Source organism: Vibrio echinoideorum (genome assembly GCF_024347455.1).
Classification (GTDB): domain Bacteria; phylum Pseudomonadota; class Gammaproteobacteria; order Enterobacterales; family Vibrionaceae; genus Vibrio; species Vibrio echinoideorum.
Map to the genome: position 1 here is coordinate 1295789 of NZ_AP025484.1, position 19576 is coordinate 1315364.

At 39.7% G+C, this 19576-nt stretch carries 14 protein-coding genes; all 14 read right to left on the reverse strand.

What is annotated here, in order from left to right:
* Positions 1-78: 78 nt before the first annotated feature.
* The 14 genes from OCV36_RS21945 to OCV36_RS22010 all read right to left on the reverse strand — a co-directional run bounded on the left by OCV36_RS21945 (position 79) and on the right by OCV36_RS22010 (position 19576).
* Positions 79-585: a chalcone isomerase family protein gene (locus tag OCV36_RS21945; protein WP_017074866.1), complete on the reverse strand. Its 507-nt coding sequence runs from the start codon at positions 583-585 to the stop codon at positions 79-81.
* A 62-nt stretch (positions 586-647) separates the two neighbouring features.
* Positions 648-1313 carry an NAD(P)H-binding protein gene (locus tag OCV36_RS21950; protein ID WP_029225037.1) on the reverse strand — a complete coding sequence of 222 codons (666 nt, stop codon included), beginning with the start codon at positions 1311-1313 and terminating at the stop codon, positions 648-650.
* 312 nt (positions 1314-1625) lie between these two features.
* Complete coding sequence (locus OCV36_RS21955) at positions 1626-2120, reverse strand: hypothetical protein (protein WP_017074864.1); 495 nt, start codon at positions 2118-2120, stop codon at positions 1626-1628.
* Positions 2121-2880: 760 nt separating this feature from the next.
* The gene (tnpC, locus tag OCV36_RS21960) at positions 2881-4410 is read right to left on the reverse strand and encodes an IS66 family transposase (RefSeq protein ID WP_135459318.1); all 1530 of its coding nucleotides are present in this window, start codon (positions 4408-4410) and stop codon (positions 2881-2883) included.
* A 59-nt stretch (positions 4411-4469) separates the two neighbouring features.
* Entirely contained in the window at positions 4470-4823 is a 354-nt protein-coding gene (tnpB, locus tag OCV36_RS21965) for an IS66 family insertion sequence element accessory protein TnpB (RefSeq protein ID WP_076645428.1), read from the reverse strand.
* Complete coding sequence (gene tnpA, locus OCV36_RS21970; RefSeq protein ID WP_017037717.1) at positions 4820-5137, reverse strand: IS66 family insertion sequence element accessory protein TnpA; 318 nt, start codon at positions 5135-5137, stop codon at positions 4820-4822. Before tnpA ends, tnpB begins: the two co-directional genes overlap by 4 nt.
* A gap of 342 nt (positions 5138-5479) precedes the next feature.
* A complete protein-coding gene (locus tag OCV36_RS21975) occupies positions 5480-7573 on the reverse strand; it encodes a capsular polysaccharide synthesis protein (RefSeq protein WP_167853065.1) in 2094 nt (697 codons plus the stop codon).
* Positions 7557-8603: a phosphoribosyltransferase family protein gene (locus tag OCV36_RS21980; RefSeq protein WP_135459186.1), complete on the reverse strand. Its 1047-nt coding sequence runs from the start codon at positions 8601-8603 to the stop codon at positions 7557-7559. Before OCV36_RS21980 ends, OCV36_RS21975 begins: the two co-directional genes overlap by 17 nt.
* A complete protein-coding gene (locus OCV36_RS21985) occupies positions 8600-9436 on the reverse strand; it encodes a histidinol-phosphatase (protein ID WP_135459184.1) in 837 nt (278 codons plus the stop codon). The genes OCV36_RS21980 and OCV36_RS21985 overlap by 4 nt, the downstream gene beginning before the upstream one ends.
* On the reverse strand, positions 9430-10437 hold the full coding sequence (locus OCV36_RS21990; RefSeq protein WP_135459182.1) for a radical SAM family protein: 1008 nt from the start codon (positions 10435-10437) through the stop codon (positions 9430-9432). The genes OCV36_RS21985 and OCV36_RS21990 overlap by 7 nt, the downstream gene beginning before the upstream one ends.
* A 100-nt stretch (positions 10438-10537) precedes the next feature.
* Positions 10538-12388 carry a DUF2357 domain-containing protein gene (locus OCV36_RS21995; protein WP_135459180.1) on the reverse strand — a complete coding sequence of 617 codons (1851 nt, stop codon included), beginning with the start codon at positions 12386-12388 and terminating at the stop codon, positions 10538-10540.
* Positions 12388-14808: an AAA family ATPase gene (locus tag OCV36_RS22000; RefSeq protein ID WP_135459177.1), complete on the reverse strand. Its 2421-nt coding sequence runs from the start codon at positions 14806-14808 to the stop codon at positions 12388-12390. The genes OCV36_RS21995 and OCV36_RS22000 overlap by 1 nt, the downstream gene beginning before the upstream one ends.
* On the reverse strand, positions 14808-16301 hold the full coding sequence (locus OCV36_RS22005; protein WP_135459176.1) for a hypothetical protein: 1494 nt from the start codon (positions 16299-16301) through the stop codon (positions 14808-14810). The genes OCV36_RS22000 and OCV36_RS22005 overlap by 1 nt, the downstream gene beginning before the upstream one ends.
* Entirely contained in the window at positions 16298-19576 is a 3279-nt protein-coding gene (locus OCV36_RS22010; RefSeq protein ID WP_135459174.1) for a DEAD/DEAH box helicase, read from the reverse strand. The genes OCV36_RS22005 and OCV36_RS22010 overlap by 4 nt, the downstream gene beginning before the upstream one ends.

Genomic DNA, 19576 nt, shown 5'->3' on the forward strand with positions numbered 1-19576 from the left:
TTAGCCGGAAATACAACAGTGACCGGGATTAATGTAAATATCAGGATGGCTAAAGACTGACTCCAACCAAAAAAATTCTTATAGAAGATCATCAACAGGTGTCTCACCGAGCCAAATATTTCTAAAGGCTATGCTCTCTTCTGAAAATGAATGAGTCTGATAAATAACCTTATTATTATGCTGAATCTGCATCTCCTGCCCTTTGTAAACAATCGCGATAACGTCCCCCTTAGCTAACGATAAAGACAAACTATCAACAAGGCTCTGAATACTAGGGCTGTTCACATTAATGCTTGAATTCGAATCTTCGAGAGCTTCAATGGTTGCCGTTCTGACTTTTTCTTGAGTCAAATTTTCAGGCGTGAATGTCAGTACAAGTGTACTGTCACCCTGATTATTCTTTAAGTGGGCAATATCATAGTAGTCGACAAACCATAGCGTTCTCGTATTAGTCTTAACTACTTTATAGTCATCGTATGCCCACGATTCAGCCTGCACTTGAGAGGGATCCAAAGTAGGTTCATTTGCTAATGCTTCCTTGGCAAATAGAAAAGCAACCAGAAGAAATGTGACTTTGTATCTCATCGGAAAAACGTCCTGATTAAGGTTAAATGAAGAATGTATTTGATACGTTTTGAATAAATCCGTTAGGAAGCAAGTTTCATCATGGCCAAAGAATCTAACCTCTCGACCTTTTCTGACGTTGAAGAGATTGAGTGGGCTAAAATGCTTTCCGCGATACTTGACGCTTGAATTGGGATGTACTTTTTCATACCACCCAACATCAAAGGTTGGAGTGCTTTCAAAACGCCTTGAAGTACTTTTTCATCGGTTCTACTTTCAGCTCTATCTCCCGCTAAAGGACCCGGATGTAAGAACGTCGTTTTTTCAAAATCAAGTAACTCAACTTTGGCCTCCATTTCGCCTTTACAGCGAAGGTAGTGCGAGCGAGCTTTGGTATCAGCCCCTAAGCAAGACACAACAATAAGGTGCTTCACGCCCAGTTCTTTCATCTTTTCAGCAGTGGAAACAACGAGGTCAACATCAATAGCGCGTAACTTCTCTTTTGTACCGGCTTTTTTAATTGTGCTACCTAAGGCAATGACACCCACTTCTGGTAATACAGAATCAAAAGTACTAACAGAAACGCTTAAGTTGTTGTCTATTAACTGGCTCAATTTCTGATGCTTGATATTCAATTCACGTCGAGAAAGCGCATAAACCGTATCTACGTGGTTACTTTCCAACAAAGTACTTAGCGTTTCTCGTCCAACTAAGCCACTTGCTCCAGCAATAATTATTGATTTGTTCATATTGAATCCACCGTATAATTTATGTTCAACACTTACGTTGCCTCGATGTATGTATAATAAACCAAACAAACCGATCGGTCTAGTCAAGTAACTGTCAACTTTGTCATAATTAGACTGGACGGTCGGTTTAGCTGCGCCCACACACACCTTTAGTATAAATACAGCGCTTATTTAATTTTTCGACGGTTATAGGAAACGGTGATTGTCTAGAACTATTTGAGATAACCATTTATTGAAATATTTAACCGTATCGAATAAAAAAGCTCACCATGTGTGGTGAACTCGTTTATTAATTTAGTATTTTTATTCTAGCTACTGTTGAATTTGGTCGATAATAGAAGCGGGAATAATATTTTCAATTGCTATGTACTGGTCAACATCGAGAAGAGCAAAACAACCGTAAGCTAAGCTACTCCAACCCAATATCGATAGCGCTAACATACCGAATGTTTTGAACCCACTTTGATTTAGTCGTTTCGATATAAACGTATAACTTGGAATGCCAACCAAAACCGGCGCTAATATCGCCATTGAAAGTTGCCCATACTGATTCCATCTTTTCATGAATTTTCTAAGTTTAGGCTTAAAGACGACTTGCTGTCGCTTTCGGAAGAAGCTTGAGTAAGCTGGCGCTATTTTCCAACCCGCATAAGCAGCAATCAAGGCTGGCACTAAGTTAAACATCAACATTTCAGGATAAGAATAAGACAGGAACGCAGCAATAGCAGGCCCAGAATACGTTTTCCAAAGGCTTAGTAACGCCATAGACAAACCAATGGCTAGATAACTTTCTAATGCTAAGGTCATGCTTTATCTCCTCTTAATGGTTTGTCATTTCTTTTTGAGATATCAATAATTATAGGATCGATATGTCTAAATAAATCCATCCACACTCCCAAGAAGTTGTCAAAATAGGGAATAAACACACTGCCAAAATCATGTGTTAACCATCCATCAAATATCGTAGTAAGAAAATCACTCCAACCTTTGGCCGTCACACTCCCAGGTTCAACGACGCCTTTAACAGGAATAATGGCTACGTCATTGAAGAGTTTCTTTACCTGAATCTCATTGTTTATTTCGAAGTGTTGTATGAACAATACACAATACAAACCGACCGGTCTACACTTTATTGTCTATTGCAAATATGGAAAAGCTCTCAAACGCTTTCACTGGCAACCCTTCGGCTGAATCTTCCTTTATGGATTGTCCATAGCACCGAAACTTTGACTCTTACAAGCATCGAGAAAACTTCCAAATGGAACGTAGAGGTTTCGCTTACTAAAATTTCAATCAATGAGGATCACTGTTTCCATTAAGAGCGCTCCTCATTTTTATTAGAAACAATCCAACAACCTTATCAGCTTGCCGATTTTACTCCCGCTAACTCTAGAGCTCTCATCATCAAAAACTCCCGCACTTATGTCTATCTCTCTCAAAAGTGTAGCGGTAGTGATCAAGCCAAATTGGTCACCACTTTAGAATTGAAACTGGACCACCTCGGTTGATAACTGAAAAGCCTTACATAATCTTTGGTATCCGCCCCATGAACCCACGGGGCGACTTGTCAGTGTTTGAAGTTCCAAGGCAGGAGTGCGTCGATATCAGGCTCAGCTTTCGCCAGCTCTTTCATGCACTTGACCATGTAGTCGTAGAGGATAAGACCGTTGGCTTTCGCGGTCTCGATGATGCTGTAAAGCATCGCGCTCGCATCAGCACCGTTTGGTGTGTTAGAGAACAGCCAGTTCTTCCTGCCAATGACCAGTGGTTTAATTGCGCGTTCAGCGCGATTATTATCAATAGATAAGTGACCATCGTCGATATAACGAATAAGCTTTGACCACTGCCCAAGCGTATATTTTATCGCTTTGCCTAGTGGGCTAGAGCCAATCACCTTCTGGGTCGTCATCCATTGGTAAAGCTCATCCAGTATCGGCTTGGCAAGCGCTTGACGCTCTGCTTTTCGCTCTTGGGCAGGCGCACCTTTTAAGCGTGATTCTATCCCGTAGAGTTTTTGGATTTTAGCCAGCGCCTTATCAGCCTTGCCTGATTTACCTTTCCCTTGAAGCTTCTTCGCATCCATGAACTTGCGACGAGCATGCGCTAAGCACCCTACATTGGTGACGTGATGCAGACCATCATAAGCCGCGTAGCCATCGGTTTGTAGATAACCGTTGTAGTCACCTAAAAAGTCCACGGGACACGCCCTCGCGCGACTGTTTTGATAGTCGTACAAGGCAATATTTTTCACATTCGGCAGTGCCGATTCGGGTGAGTCAGCGCCTGAGCAGTAGAGCCACATATAACACTTCTTCTCTTCTTTGAGCACATTGAGCGGCGTTTCATCCGCCTGAACCACCACTTGTTGAAGCAGGTTATCCTTCAAGGCCGCATACAGCGGGGCGAACTTCTCACTGACTTGGATAACCCACCTTGCCATGGTGGTGCGTGATAGCTCGATACCCGACTGGGTAAACAGCGATTCTTGGCGATAAAGTGGCATCGCGTATTGGTATTTGCCAAGAATGATGTTGGTCAGCAAGCTTTCTGTGGCGAAGCTTTTAGGGATGAGACTCTGAGGGGATGGCTTCTGAACGATACGGCTGCTGTCACCTGTTTTCTCGCACTGGCGGCAAGCGTACTTAGGACGAACATATTCCAACACTTTGAGTACCGCTGGCGTGAACTCTAGCTTCTCGCTGCGGTCTTCACCGATTTTATGCAGGCTATGATTGCAGCAAGCGCACTGCTTTTCATGGTCGTCTACATCAAGTTCGATAACCTCACGAGGCAAGGTCTTAGGCAGAGGTTTACGTTTACCGCGCTTTTTCGTTGTGGTCGTGGTTGTCACCTCAACCTCGTCTTCTTTAACGGCTTCACACTCCGCTTCGTTGAAGAGGTCACCTTGTGATTCATCGTAAGGCTTTAATACCTCCGAGCGTTTCGCGAACTGACGGTCGAAGGCGAGTTTGAGTTGTTCAAGCAGCGATTGGCGCTCTTGTTTCCACTCATTTTTCTCCGACATCAGAGCAGCTACCATCGCTTGTAGCTCGGCAACATCTTGGCTTTCTGGGTTGATATTTGGCGTCTTTTTCATAGCATTGATTATACTAAAATCGTGCCGTTAACGCTTGGAGAATAAGGCTTTATTCTCGATTAACTCATTGTAAAATCGTTTATTTTGATGGGTTCGTGGCCGATAATTGTGAAGCCTGAAAGCAGTCTATCAAGCTCAAATTGAGTGAGGGTAAACACCTGATTTTTCTCTTTTGAAGGCCACTTATACTTGGCTTTTTCAAGGCGTTTATACCAGAGGGCGAAGCCTGTTTTATCCCAGTACAACACTTTAATCTTATCGCGCTGTTTATTGGTAAACAGGAACAGCGCACCGCTGCCAAGAGGCAAGTCAGTATCATTTTCGATAATCGCTGTAAGGCCGTTGATGGACTTTCTAAAATCGACGCTTTCACGATAAAGGTAAATGTCTGGAGCGCTGAGCATACCTTTCATGACAACGCTCCAATGAGTTCAGCAAGATAGGTGGCTGGCGTGCCTTGAGGAATGCTCAGCTCCACATCATTGATGAGAAGTGTCATGTTCGCCGTAGCTATCTGGGCCTGATACTTGGTTGTCTTTTCAACGATTTCGGCTCTAACAAATCCGACAGATTCCGATTGGTTTGCTGTTTGGAGTTGACGCCGTTTGGCGAAGAACGTGGATAAACTCAGTCCATGCTCTTCACAAAAAGCGCGTTGAGTAACACTGCTACTTTCATATTGTTCAAACAGTGATTGCCATTCTAGGTTGGTGCGTCGTTTTGCCATTTCAACTCTCCTTTGGGTTGGAGAGATGATCTTATTCTTCGTGCTGAAAGATTAGAATGCGGTGTTCATGACACGCTTACAATCTTTGAATACTACTGCCACTTTGCTGCCACTTGCCGAATTTCAGACAAAAAAAGAGCCACTCTAAAGTGGCTCAATTCTTAAAATTTTAAATGTTGAAACAACCATAAAGTGATAACAACGAATCAATTAAGATCATAGGCTTAATCGAAAAACAACCATATCTTGATATCGCATAAAACAACCATAAGTTGATATTTTGGTGAAAAGGATATTCCAACCTTCATAGTTTAGTAAGAAACTTTCTTACAGAACTTACACTTATGCCTGATTTGTACTGCATAGCATGTTTTCACCGGAATTGGGGGCGAACTCGAAAGCTAAAAAACTATAGAATTCATCAAAGAGGCTTTTCTGGATAAAAAAGTCGTTTAGACAAGTGAACTTTTGCTCCAACTCACATCTCAAATAAGCCGGAATTTTTAACAATTCGATCTCCCGGCAAATATCAATGCGGCCCTCTAGTGAGGTTAAGCTACCATCCCAACTATTCAATTCTCCTTCAATAAAACATTGCAACATTCTTTTCGATGAAGCAGGTTCATATGAAGTTTTTCCACGACAGAATAAGTCAGAGATAGCATAAGGACCATGAGTAAGTGCTGTTTCCTTACCTTTTCTATGCATACTCTGAACCACAACTTCACTAAGCAACTCTGGTTGCCTGGTAATGATAAGGTGATAAATGGAATAATGAATATGATACTCATTCAAAAAACTGATTTGACCCAAGCCATATTCTTTAAATAGCGGATAGTCCCTATAATCTTTGTCGGGCGTTTTCCACTTCCAGTATTCATCAACCTCGCGATTAAAAATCTGCAAGATATTAGAGCTTTTTTTCGCGTATAAAATACTTAACTCGATACCATCTTTTGCTTCTTCAAAGTAATTACGCCCTTTCTTATCCTTACGAGTAAACGTTACATTGGTATAGCCAGCCAACGAAGCCTCTGTTGAATCACTAAGATTCTTGTACAATGACACTTCTTCGAAGTCATGCTTGAGAAAAATAGTACTCGTATCTAGATAAACACCACCATACCTTTCTAAAAGCCTAAGCCTAATAATGTCACTATGGTTACCATGCTGAACACTAGGATCTCCAGTCTTCTCTATCAGTTGATGAAAGTACGGTGGTAGGGATATGTAGTTTTCAATATAATCAGGCGAGCGCTTGTCTAACGTAGTAACGATAACGACCCAGTCACTGCCACTTAACCTAGACTCTAAGTTTCTTATGTTTAGCGCGTGACCAATAGGCATGTCCTCTTTTGGAGAGTGCCAGTACATGAAAACGACTTTTTTACTTACCAGCCTCTCACTGTTTTTTATTCGGTTGAATGCATAGTCGACATCTACGTTTTCGAATTGATTCATATCCTTGGTGTCTCCAAAGTCAACTAAGCCTTTACTCTGAACAATTTCAAAATTTCTACTTGTTGTCGGTTGCCAAATATTAAAATACTTAGTCTGAGGGTAGATAGCGACAACACCTTTATTTAACACCTTAGAAACATGGACAAGAGATGTATCTACTGAGATCAATAACCCTGAGTTACGAATGATTGGAATAACGCTTTCAAAATTGGTTATTCCTTTTACCAACTCGACATTAGACATACTCAAGTCGTCAACCAACCGTGAAGCTGACTGTAAAGAATCAGGAGAGTGCATAACACCAAATCTACTACCACTATGAGATGCATCTAGGTGCCTTATAAGGGACTTCGTTTTATCGATAGAAAGTGACTTATCTTCCCGACTCCCGTAAGGGTTGATAAGATAATCATAGGTCTTGGCGACGCTGTCTTCCTCTACACAAAATGAGGCTCCAACCAAAGTTTTGTACCCACCGATTACCATATCGGCAACCGATTGGTAGATTCCGTAGATATCATTGTGTGTCGATTTATCTATAAATGCCTTACTTGACATCTTTAAGGTGCTATCCGTGCTGAAAATGACTCTAGGGTTCAAAAGAAAAACACACAGGACATCTTTAACACCAAGCTTACCAAAGAGTGGAACAACTGCATCACACCTTTTCACGTGGAGTGCGATCTTAACTAGATCAAGCCAGCCAAAATTCTTCTCAATTACGTGAACAGAATCTACTTGTATCACTGAATAATAAAAAGCACGCAGTTGTTCGTTGGTAATAACACTAACTCTTATCCCGCAGTGGGAGGTGAGGAAGTCGATAATGGGAGCCGAGGCGATAGCGTCGCCGTACTTACCATTCCAGTTAACGAAAACGACATGCCTGACGTTACTATTTTTCTTCGTAAGCCGCCTGATGAATACAACTGACCAATCAAGAAGCCTTATCAGGTACTCACTTAGCACAGACATTAAAGTCATCTTTTAGACTTAAATACTCATCGATGAACAAAAGAGAGTCTCTATATTTTGAATGACTGTTATATCCATTGCTCATCGCATATGCATATAAAGTTTCTAAAGCCTTATTTGGTATACATGAGATTTTCTGAGTCAAGTCTCGATAATTACTAGGTTCTAATAGTATGTTGTAAGTTTTCATCACAGGTATTAACTGTTCGTTGCAAACAGTCTTGATAAAGGTCTGGCAAATGTCCCCTTTAAGGCAACTTGTGTTTAATACGCTCTCTATTTCTGGTGTATGAGCTACCAGAACAGGATCAACAACAGCTGCATAAATAGAATGAAATGACTTAGCTCCTTGCTGCAATGCTGAGCTTACGACTTTATCTGCTGTTGCCCCCGTAATCAGCACATCGTCACCAAAGAACAAGTGAACATCTCTATTATTATAGAACTCTTCACCAGGTAATATATGATCTCGAACCTTTGAGATTTCTTCCCTCTCCTCCTGAGATAATGCCGCATAGTTTTCAACCGGTGGATCTAGCCTAGGTAGTTTTACATTCACGATTGTCGGATAATTATTTCTCGCTAAAAAAACGTTTATTTCTCGAACTGCGATATCAAATATTACATTAGAGGAAGATTCTATGTTCCTAGACCCAGGAACCATCAATACCAATGTATCGGAATCTACATTTAGTCCTTGAAACAACTGATATATAGAGCTTTTTTCGTCATCAAACTGAGCTATAAAAGTCGACACCACCATTCCAGATAAAGCAATGATGTCTTTCATACTTCCATGCTTTGCTCTGCTATAAATTTGAGCAAAATCATTCGCATCACCCTTGTTGTGCATATGATGAAAGCCGGAACTATCATGTGAAATAATTGCGGAAGCAATAGTGTTGAACTGTTGATTATACTCAGCAACCGACATTTCGTTGACACATATTTTGTCACATGATTTCTTTCTCAGCTCTTTAAAATATTCAAACGAACATTCCGATCGCTCTTTTTCCATATTAAGACTCATACATACTCCTCATTGAACAACTGATGTATTGGCACTGCAATGGGTTTCCGTGCTTCGTAATAGGTTATATTGTCCATTCCAGCTTTTACACAAAGCTCTAAATTTTCACGAATTCCAGAGCCAACGTTTGATGGAGAGTGGGCATCTGAGCCAATAGTAAAGCTCAGTTCTTGTTCAACCATTGTTCTAACAAGGTCGTAATTTGGATAAACAGCTTCCCCCTTCGTTTTGCGCTTTGTTTCAGGGTTGTAGTTCGATTTAGCAAGTGAAGAACAGTTAATTTCATAAGCAACGCCATGAGCTCTCATCTCTCGTAAAAGAGGAGTAAACCGTTCATAGAACTCGCGCTCGCCGATACCTCCTCTCATGATCGTATCGGGGTGAGCAATAGAATCAAAAAAGCCACTTATTATCATTTTATTCAAATAAAAGAAGTAGTTGTCGAGAAACTCTCTAGTTGATAAGTTTTCAATATCCCATACATTAATTTTTTCACCATCAACATAAACATAATGTATCGCTCCAATGACATAATCCACTTCTACGGATTCAATGAGCTTTGCTATGTAATCTTCATGCTCTGGGTGATAATCAACCTCTAAACCAACAAGAACTTTGATTTTTTCTGAGTACTTAGCTGCTATGAACCTGACTTCCTCGATATAGCTAACTAATTCAGAAGCTAAGATTCGATTTTCACTGTCTACTAGGTACGGTGCATGATCTGTTAAACATATCGTCTGAATGCCTTTAGCGATAGCTGACTTTACAACATCCTCAACTTCACCTTTAGCATGCTTTGAATATTGACTATGAGTATGAAGATCTAACATGCCAAGTCCAACCTAATTTCTGTGTAGATTTCCTTCATCAACCAATAAGGGTTATTTACGGTTTCAATTGCTTTACTAATAACTTCTCTATCGCCAAAAGAAAAGATCACTTCTCTAAACGGCTCCTCATACAGCTTTCGCATAACTTCATTTGAGAGCAAAACTTGTTTTATGAGTTCATAGGATATTTTATCTTCATGGATGTTTCCCAGACGCCTTATTTCGAGACCATACAAATACACGTCACCGTTAGGTTTAATCGTTACATCTAAACCATTCTCTTGCTTGTTAATACTACCTAACGTGAACGGCTTACCTGTTTTCTGTTCTATGCTGTCGATGTATTGCCACATGCTCATATATTGTTCATACATACCATGTGGCTTGACCAGATTCTTGTAGTCAATTCGGAATTCAGTGCCTTCTACTTCGACTACATCCTCGAGAGCACCTAATGATCTAACTTTGGCGTTGAAGCCAATAGCTTTGGCTTGGTCAATGAGATATCGTCTTGTGAACTCCCTGTCAGGGTCAATCGAACGGAAGGACAGTGTCAAATTGTTATACGTACCTTCTTTGAAATCATCGATGCATTTACCATGTGGCAGATGTTTAAGCTTGGGTATGTGATGTGAATCAGAGCTAAGTCTTATGTTGCACTGATCGCCATTGGTTTCAACTATTCTATCTATCTCTCTGAAAGCACTTTTAAGTTTCTCATGCTCTAAGTAGCCGCTAGTTATGAACTCAAACTGTCTATTTCCTTTTGAAAGCGCAAGAATCTGATAGAAAACGTGGATGTTGTTAAGTGGCTCACCTTCCCCACTGACGGATATTCTTTTTACTTCTGGATCATTTATTAACCTAGACAGGTTAGTGATAGCTTTAGAAGATAGCTTCAAGTGACTCTTTGCGTGATTTTCTGTGTACATGCAGAAATCACAGCCAATACCACAAAATTGTGTGATATCGATATATAACAAGTGATTTTTTAGTTTCATATTTACTCAAATATTCTGCTTTATTTTTAGCGAACTAAACAAGATTTTATATAGCTCGTTAATCCGTTTTCGCTTTAATAATAAATTACACCAAGGTAATCTACGTGAGCTTTAAGTTTACTGATAGACTGAACCTGCCTGAACGCTCAAAGCTGGATAACATGCCATTCTCTAAAGCCTTATTTGGTATAACTTTTAATACTTTATTGCCATCCGCTTGTCTATTAACCTCCCATATGTGGTTACAGCTAGATTTTTGAATAGCAAAACAGTTGTCATCTCTAGATACCCATTGGCTTTCATCTGCTTTTGCACCACAACAAGGGCAGTACAACAGCTCTTCGAATCTTTTTGCTGCTTCTATAATTGCATCAGCTGTTTGAACTATAGAAACATCCTTACGGTGCTCTTTCTTCAATTCCATTAGTTTGGGTTTAATGGATAAGCATGGCTTGATCATGGTGACACTATTGTGTTCTATCTTCCAACAATCACTAGCGGTCATGCGGTTTAGAGTGTTGATTAACAACGTTGGAGTTTTACTTACAGTGATACCAATAGTTTGAAATACTTGGTTAACTAGCCATTTTGAAATCAAGACTGCTAGCTGTTCTAATGAGTAAAAGTTAGTTGGCGAAGCACAAAGATGGTTTTTATTCATTTCTACATCGTGGGCTAAAGAAAGTAATACTCTTTGATTACTTCCCATCTCCTCGGTGTTTGATAAGTCAATATTGTTGGTGAAGCATGGAACAAAGCACAAACGCTGTTTAGATACTTTCAAGACAATTTCAGAACAATCTGTTACCTCAAAGTTAATGGTCTGGTTTCCATTCCTTTTAAAGTAATTTGATGTCAATTCACTAAACCCAAGTTCATGCAACGTTCGTTTCACCAAATCACAACAATATTTTGAGTACGCTACTGCCAACTTTCTATTTCGTTGAAATATTTTTTCAGGCTCAAGACTATTAGCTTGCTGGCTATCCAACCAACTGTTCCATAACCTTGCTACATGTCGATAATGCTGGTCATGCGACAAAACGTTGGTCATGTTTAACTTGAGCGGAACATGATTATTATGAGTTAACCTTAGATACAAACTTGAATGTTGTAATGTTCTAACCTTTTTTAGCATCTTAGTTAGGAGCTCTATTGTAGCGATAGCGTGTATTGCTGCATCATCCGCCTGTTCATCATCGGAAAAACCTTCTCCCCACAAGGTAAAGATACTGTCTCTCAACTCAAAATAAATACCTTCCGCATTTTGAAAGCTCACTGCTTGCTTAAATATTTCTTCTAATTTTTTTACTTCTAAAATGCGCTTAACTAAATATCGCTCAATATTATCTAACAGTTTCACATACACTCGATTTTCATAAATATTGAGCTGGTCTTCACTTTCTAAGGCGAGAATTTGTTTGGGGATCACACCTGTTAATGTTCTTGTTTGCCAACACTCTGAATGAGAAGCTAGGTGAGCATTGGCAGAACTTGCTACCTTTTTAGCTCTGGATACAGGAACAAGATGCTCCTCATAAATCAACTCCATTCTAGGGCGTCTGGCGATTTCTTGGAGATGTCCTTTTTTTAGGACATCAACTAGTAACTCCTCAAATTTAGTTAATTCAAAGCGAGCGAGTAATTTATCTGGTATGAGAAAAGAACTATCTTTCCCCAAGTGAACCGTTTCTTGGTATGCGAGTATTGCGCTTTCGACAATCTCTAATTCGGTCTCAAGTTGTTCAGACTTTTCACTATGAATAAATGAGCTGACCTGAGATCCAATGTGAAACTTTTCAGTTCCATCACTAATCAGAAAATCATCTGGTTGGATATTTGAATGTCCATTAAAAATGCACAAATCCTGAGCCGCATATCTTCCGGGCATAATATTTTCGGGAAGCTGTTTTACCAACTTCCCGTTAAATCTGTCATACCAAGTAACCATTAAAGACCACTCTTTTTCTTCAATTCATTATTTAAGAGTTTCAGGCTCGCAGTAGGTTTTGACTTAAAGCCTTGAGCACGCCAGAACTCGTTTAATGCATCAATAAGGTTTGAAATATCTTCATGCTCAGTGTCATAACGGCCAGTCGCTTTACCAGCTCTTAACACCTTAGTTGCTAACATATGATCTAAGGCAAAGCCCAAATCACTACCACACTCAAGCATCACTGATATAAACCTAATCAGGTGCCTTTCTAGTCGATTGCCCCAACTAACATTGAATTCTTCCTCTAAAATCATTGAAAGCTCAGAACCATCTAATGCTTCAATAAGCTTAGTAACCTGAGAGCTATGTCTGTTAGCTGCCGCATCAAAGGCTGCCTCTAGTGAGTCAAAACTGTAAGTGACTGGCTCAAGGTCTTTGTTGATTGCAAACGTATTCTTATGCCTAGGCAGCTCCATTACATGGGCACGGTCATAAGTTTTATCAGCGAACTCAAACGTTGTTTCATCATGGTTAGCAGTGCCAATAAACCAAAGGTTCTCAGGTATTTTAATTTTTCTCCCATCAATTAACTTTTCTGGCCCATTAGGTTCTCCTGTTGTCATCAAGTTAAGAATACGGTCTTTGGGGTCTAACTCTAAAGCTGATAAAAACTCAGCAAAATACTGTTCTGGTCTTGAAAGGTTCATTTCATCCAATAAAACGATGTATGGACGGTCACTATATGCCGGAGATTGCGCTTCATATAATGCTTGCAAAGTTTCTTGCTCGTAAAACTTCTTCTCGAATGCATTAAAATGACCGATTAAATCTCCTTTATCTCGCCAGCCAGCTTGAACAGATATAGTTTTAACTCCACCGCCAACAGCTCTTGCAAATGCCTTTGCTAAACTCGTTTTACCCGTTCCACTGATCCCTTGCAGGATATGCAACCGGCTCATAGAAAGACCAGCAATAAATAAACAAATGTCTTCTTGACGATAATACAACTCTTTCTGTTCATCAGAGTCCCAAGCAATACGGTGTTGAAGCTCCTCTGCAAAGTTTCTTAATGAAGGAATAGACTCTGTTATCCCTTTGGCTCTTAGTTTGCTATCAAGTTCTAAAAGAGCTGGGAAAGCAGTTTTAGCTTGTTGCTTGTTAACGAGGTCATCAACATCGGCACTTAATTGATCAACTGCTGCTTTTAACAATTGATTGTGTTTTTCCAAAGTTTGCTTCTGCTTTTGAACTTGCTCTAACTCAATAACAGACATTCTACTTTTCGTAAGCTGCACTTTATTTTGCTGTAGCTCTGCATAAGCATTGTTGTATTCTTGCTCTAATGCTTCATAGTTCTTTTTAAGCTCTTTGTGATTTTGTTCAAGCTGTTCACTAGGCTTCTCATCTAGCTGTAAACGAAGCTTGTTTACTGTTTGTTTGAAATGGTTAAGTTTCTCTAAAACCTCTTGCGGAGTAGCGTCACCAAATTGTCTCTCTATGTCCTTAAACGAACTCAATTTTGCTAGGTACTGCTTTTCACCTTGGTCATACTGAGTAATTTGCTTTTCAAGGCTAGCATTCTGGTTTTCAAGTGAAGATATCTGATAGGCAAATTCTTTTTCAATTTCATCTTTTAGTGAAATTTTATAACTACTCGCTTCTTCACTCGTTAATTGTGCTTGCTTACGCTTTCTCTCAATAAGTGTTTTTTCTTGGTTTAATTGGAACTCTTTTTCGTCTAATGCTAGTTCTTTTGAGGATAGCTCTTGTAGCTTTTCTTCGAGCAAAGCTTTTTCCGCTTCATTCAACGATTGCTTGGTTTTAGTTAGGTCGTCGACTTCTTTTTCAAGATTTAATTTTTTCTGCGCCAATGATTCTGTAAGCTTGCTTTGTTTTTCTTCGAACGATTCGAGCATTTCCATGTGCTTTTCTGCAAAACCACTTTCAGCATCAAGTTCTTGCTCTTTTAGCTCTTCGAGTTTGTTGGCAATTTCAGCCCTATCTTCTGCATTATTCTTTTTATTCGCTAAAAGCTCTTTGGATTGTTTGTCTAATTCTTTTTTTTCTAACTCGATTTTCTTTTTAAGATCTTCTATAGACTCTTCTAGTTGCTTTGATCTTGATAAACTTTGTTTACTATCGGCTTCAATCTTCTTGTTTTGCTCTACTAGTTTTTTAAGTTCACCAACCAAACTCTGAATATCGTTGCCATAAGACTCTGAAGCTTCTTTCTTTTGCTCTGAACTTGCAGCATCATGTGACATTTTTGCTAGCTTGAGTTTTTCAGCCATAGTACCAAAAACTGAACTGTGATCACTTTCTGCTAGGTTCTCCACAGCAGCTAAAGCACTGTCTATTTTATCCGCTGCGGGATTGGATGTATTCTTTACATTTGCAGCTACTGCCTGCTTTTGGGCTCTGTTGCGTTTTGCCATTATTTACTTCCTAAAATTCTTTCTAAAACTTTTAATAATTCATCTACTGAGAAGAAGTGACTCTTGACCTCTTCTTCTGTCAAAACTTCGCCACTGGCATGACTGGCTTTTTGGTTTCTGTCATCAGCAAGCCGAATCGCCTTATCTAGCCAGTGAGGCAGTTGCGTTGATAACTGCTCTACAACTTTCGGAAACGTTAATAACATAGCGGCTAGCATAGGCTTTAATGATTGATTGCCTCTTGTCATTGCTGACTGAACATTCCCCCCTCTGACAGTTGCTAACCTTTTCGCTGCATACACGCTAACGCCGTTAACTCCCAAGTAAATTTGCTCAATAAGTCTTTTATCATGCTGAAAAACAGGTCTATTGCCGTTCCACCGCATGACTAAAACTTCCCAGTCATTGTTAGCTTCATTGGGTTTCATAAAGTTTTTCAACCAAGCCTCGATTATTTTTTGCAACTCGTTCAACAACCCTTCCAATACCTCTTGTCTGGGGTTTTGAGATTGTTCGACCTGGTTTCTAAACCGCAATGACGCTAATACATGCTTTTCGATGAGTGGGTGTTTTTGAACCCAGGGGTAGCTAGATAACAACTCTACTTTTGCTTGTTCCTCAAATAGCTGTTCTTGTTGTTTGTAATTAAGCGTATATTCATCTTCCGCGATACCCATTACCTCGTTGACTCTAGAAGCAAAGTGTTTATTGGAATCTAACAACTGTTCGGCAACAGAATTAAGCTCATTAAAAGTTTCTGTTAATCCTGTTGGATCAGATAAGTACCACGAGCGCTCACCAGAAATTGTTGAAAATAACTTAGTGTGGATAAACGCTGCGATAGGTTCAGGCTCAATAAACTCAATTGAGTAGTTAACCTCCAGCGCATCGTCAGATATATAAAAGTCAGCTTGCTTTAATTGGTTCAATACTCGGCGATAGGCTCTTAAGCAGGTGTTCATTTGCTCTGCCGTTGGCGCTTCCGGCTTAACGGTATTATTTATTAACAAGGGTTTTACTAACTTACCTGAGCCTTTACTTCGAACAAATTGGGGGAAACGATCTCTGAAGTCCATCCCTTCTATATGCGGTAATGTCGAAAGTAACCTCGGCATCAACTTTCCCGTTGTCGCATCTTGAAGTATGTAATAGCTTGTATTCTCGTTTGCAGATTCCTCTACACCTACAAGTAAATCATTGGCTTTATCTGTATGGCTCCAACCATCTAAGTAACCATCATTGGTTAACTGAGCCAATATGTGTCTAATAAGCTCTTTATCTAAATTGCTGTATCGGCATAGTTTTTCGTTGTCATGGCATCCTGCCAAAATAAGCTTTAACACCAACATCTGAAAAATATTCAAACTTGGCTTACTTTTTGGCGCTGCTACTCGCCATAAATAAAACGGCCAAAAGATATCTTTTTCATTCTGGTATCGATTCAGCTTACTTTTTAAATAGCAAACATCGTGAATATCTCTATGTGTGATCATGACTTTACCTCACAGAGTTCGTGAATAAACGCCCATACTTGAGGAATGGCTTTTTCGGCTGAATTACCAGAAAACATGGCTTTGTCACCAACAACTTTAATTAAACTCTTAGCTCGACTAAACGCCACGTTTAAACGGTTTGGTGTACGAATGAAACCATATTTTATTCGATATGCGTTCTCATCTGATGCCGAAAAATCATTTGAGCGAACCGTTGATAGAATCACCACATCAAACTCTTTTCCCTGAAAAGCATCAACAGAGCCAACACGAATTTTTTCTTCCCCCTCTTCTGTGGTTTTATAACCAGGCAGATACTCCCAACCGTCGTTTGATTTTTGGCAAATACCTACTTGCGCGAACCTATTTAAAATTAACTCTCGCTGTGCGGCAAAGAAGGTAATAACACCCACACTTAAGTTTGGATTTTCTGAAAACAGGTCTTGCACTTCACTAACCACTTTTTGTGCTTCACAATCTCGCTGCCAACTGGTTCCAGAACGCTGTTCCTTGCCAGACTGCAATGGCAGGTCGATCCACTCGGCTACTTTACCTTTATACTTAGCAATACCTAGATCGAAATGCTCTTCACTTAAGCCTGCTTCAAGTTTTGGCTCTCCTTCAGCTTCATAAAATGAACGACTAACAAAACCGCCGATATCAGGGTGCATCCTAAATTGGGTATCCAGCATCACAGTTCGCTGAATCCCATCTTTGGCTTGGCGATCTTTTAATTGCGTATACAATCGCTCGAAAAGGCTCATTTTGATTGCTTTAGCTGTTTCTTGTTGCAAGTCACCCGCGTTAATCATTTCTTTTTCAATATCGGGTTCTAACATTTGCGGTAGCTGGAAGTGATCCCCAACCAAAACGATTCGTTTCGAGGCCAACGCCATGGGAATAAACAAATCAAGCGGGTTCGCTCTAGCAGCTTCATCTACGATGACCGTATCGAAGGTGAACTCTCCACCAACTTCATTCAAAGAAGCACTAATTTGCTCTTTATACTTTACAACCTGCTGACCAGCGGAGCGTTGACACGAGGCACCAATTGACGTCGTGTAGTCTCTTACACTTTTTGCAAGGTAATCCGGTTGATACTTGATTAAGTCTAAATACTCTTCAATAATATCAGGTATTCCTGCTGCACAATTCATTGCGTGATTGGATATAACATCATTCAATTGATGGAGCGTTGATATTTCATCTTTTGAAAGCTCAACTTGCAACGATTTCGGTCGGTAATCAGGTATTAAATCATCGAGTAACTTATTTTTGATTTCTCTGAGTTTTTCAAAGTCTTCAGCACTGAGAGTCAGCTGTTCGATGATTTCATCAAGAACTTCTACTTCTTCTTCATATCGCCCAGTTCTGCGTAGAGCAGATAGACATTTAAATGACTGTTCATAGCCATCATCATCATACGCTCGATCGGACGTTCGCAACCCTCTCACTTGACTGAGTAACAAGGTGCTAAGAGTTGCATTGCTATCAAAAGCCTGAGTGCCAAACAGTTGATCTAGCTTTGCTTTTAAGGACTGAGGTATTGCAAAACCGTGGTTTATCCTAAGGTTATCAATATCCTCAAGAAGACTTTTGATCCGCTCGTGTTTTTGTTTTTTATCTACACGAGAAGCTAGAATCGTGGCTATATCCTTTCGAATGTTTTTTATAATTTTATAACTGCCATCATTTTGAGTTAACTCATTCGCAATTTCAGTTAAATGACTTGTTTGTTTCTGGCTCCACTGCTCCAATATATAAGGAGCACGCGTATTATCATCCGCTCTAATAGCTGGAATGCCAAACGCCTCAGATCTAGCGATCACGTTATCCACCGCATCATTTTGATAGCTGGTAAGCAGTATTTGCCCCGTTAAGTTACTTTTATGTTCTTCTGCCAACCTATTTTGCAGCGCACTAATAACTTGGGTCTTACCTGTACCAGGAGGGCCGAGAATTAACGCTATATCGGGTGTATTTAAAGCGACATCTAAAGCTTCTATTTGTTTTTCCGTTGGCTCACCTTTAAATGATCTTCTCGCCGTAGCAGTTAACGGCTTCAGTGTATTTTTGGCTAGTTTTTGCCTAGAAATACTAAAATCTTGATCTTCAATTAACAGGCGTAAGTCTTTCATTGGATTCAAAAAGCTTGTAATCGAATCTCTTGCTTGCTCGCGTCGTTGCATTTGCACAATTGAGCCACTAATCGACAAATAAATAACACCTTTTTCTTCAGGCTTTCCGTAAGAGTTTAAGTTAAGTGTTATGTACTGATGAGTATGCCCCGAAAATTGAGCAGCAATACTCTGTAACTTTTCATCCTTTTCAAGCCCCAAATCACCAATATTGTTTTCTAACCAGCTAGGCAAGCGTTTGTTAATTTCTAAGGTGTGGTTAGGTTCTTCTCTCAAAACGGCGGCAAGCTCTTTAACTTTCTCAAGATCTTTTTCTTGGAAGTAAAACTTCCATTTCACACCATCAATTGAGTCTTCTTTATCAACTTTTATATAGCGAACAAAACCTGCCTTATTAGCTAGTTCCACTGCTTTTTCTTTAACTTTTAGGTTGTATTGGTTCCATAAGTTTATGTATGTTGAATTGTCTCGATTTAACTCCTCAAGCTTTTGCTTTATCAAAGGGTCTTGAATGCGAGCTGCAACCGTATAATCAACAAACGAGAATTCACAATCTAGTGAACTTAAATTGAACTTAACTTTACGGCGCAATCTCTTAACCGATTTCGCCCACATTCTTTGTTCTGGAGTATATTGCACCTCAAGCAAGCTAGTTTTACCTACAATCGTTAGCCCTCTATTATCAACAACGCTTGCATTACTGATCGCAGTTAACACTTTCGATTGGTTATTAACATGAAGTACAAACTCACTTTTTAGCCAGTCTGTAACGCTGTCAATGTCTTTGGTTTTTAACTTCGCGAGTTTGGCAACTTGCTCAATAATGTTTTCATCAACAGAAACTTGTAGCTCGTTAAAATCCAAGTTATTCGGTAAACAAGGAATCGCTTGAATAAGCACCTTATTTTTTTGTTTAGAAATCGGTATCCAAATAAAGTGTTCAATGTCACCATAGCTATCAAATACATCATCGTTCGTTACCTTTTCCAATAGATCTTTTTGCTTAATAAACAGCTCGTCGTAGATGACGTGAAAAGAAATATCTTGTTCACAATCAAAGGCCGAAATAGCATCCTCGTCGATGGCAACTTCAATGATCTTTTCTTGAGTTAAATGTTTTAGATCTTGCGTGTTCAT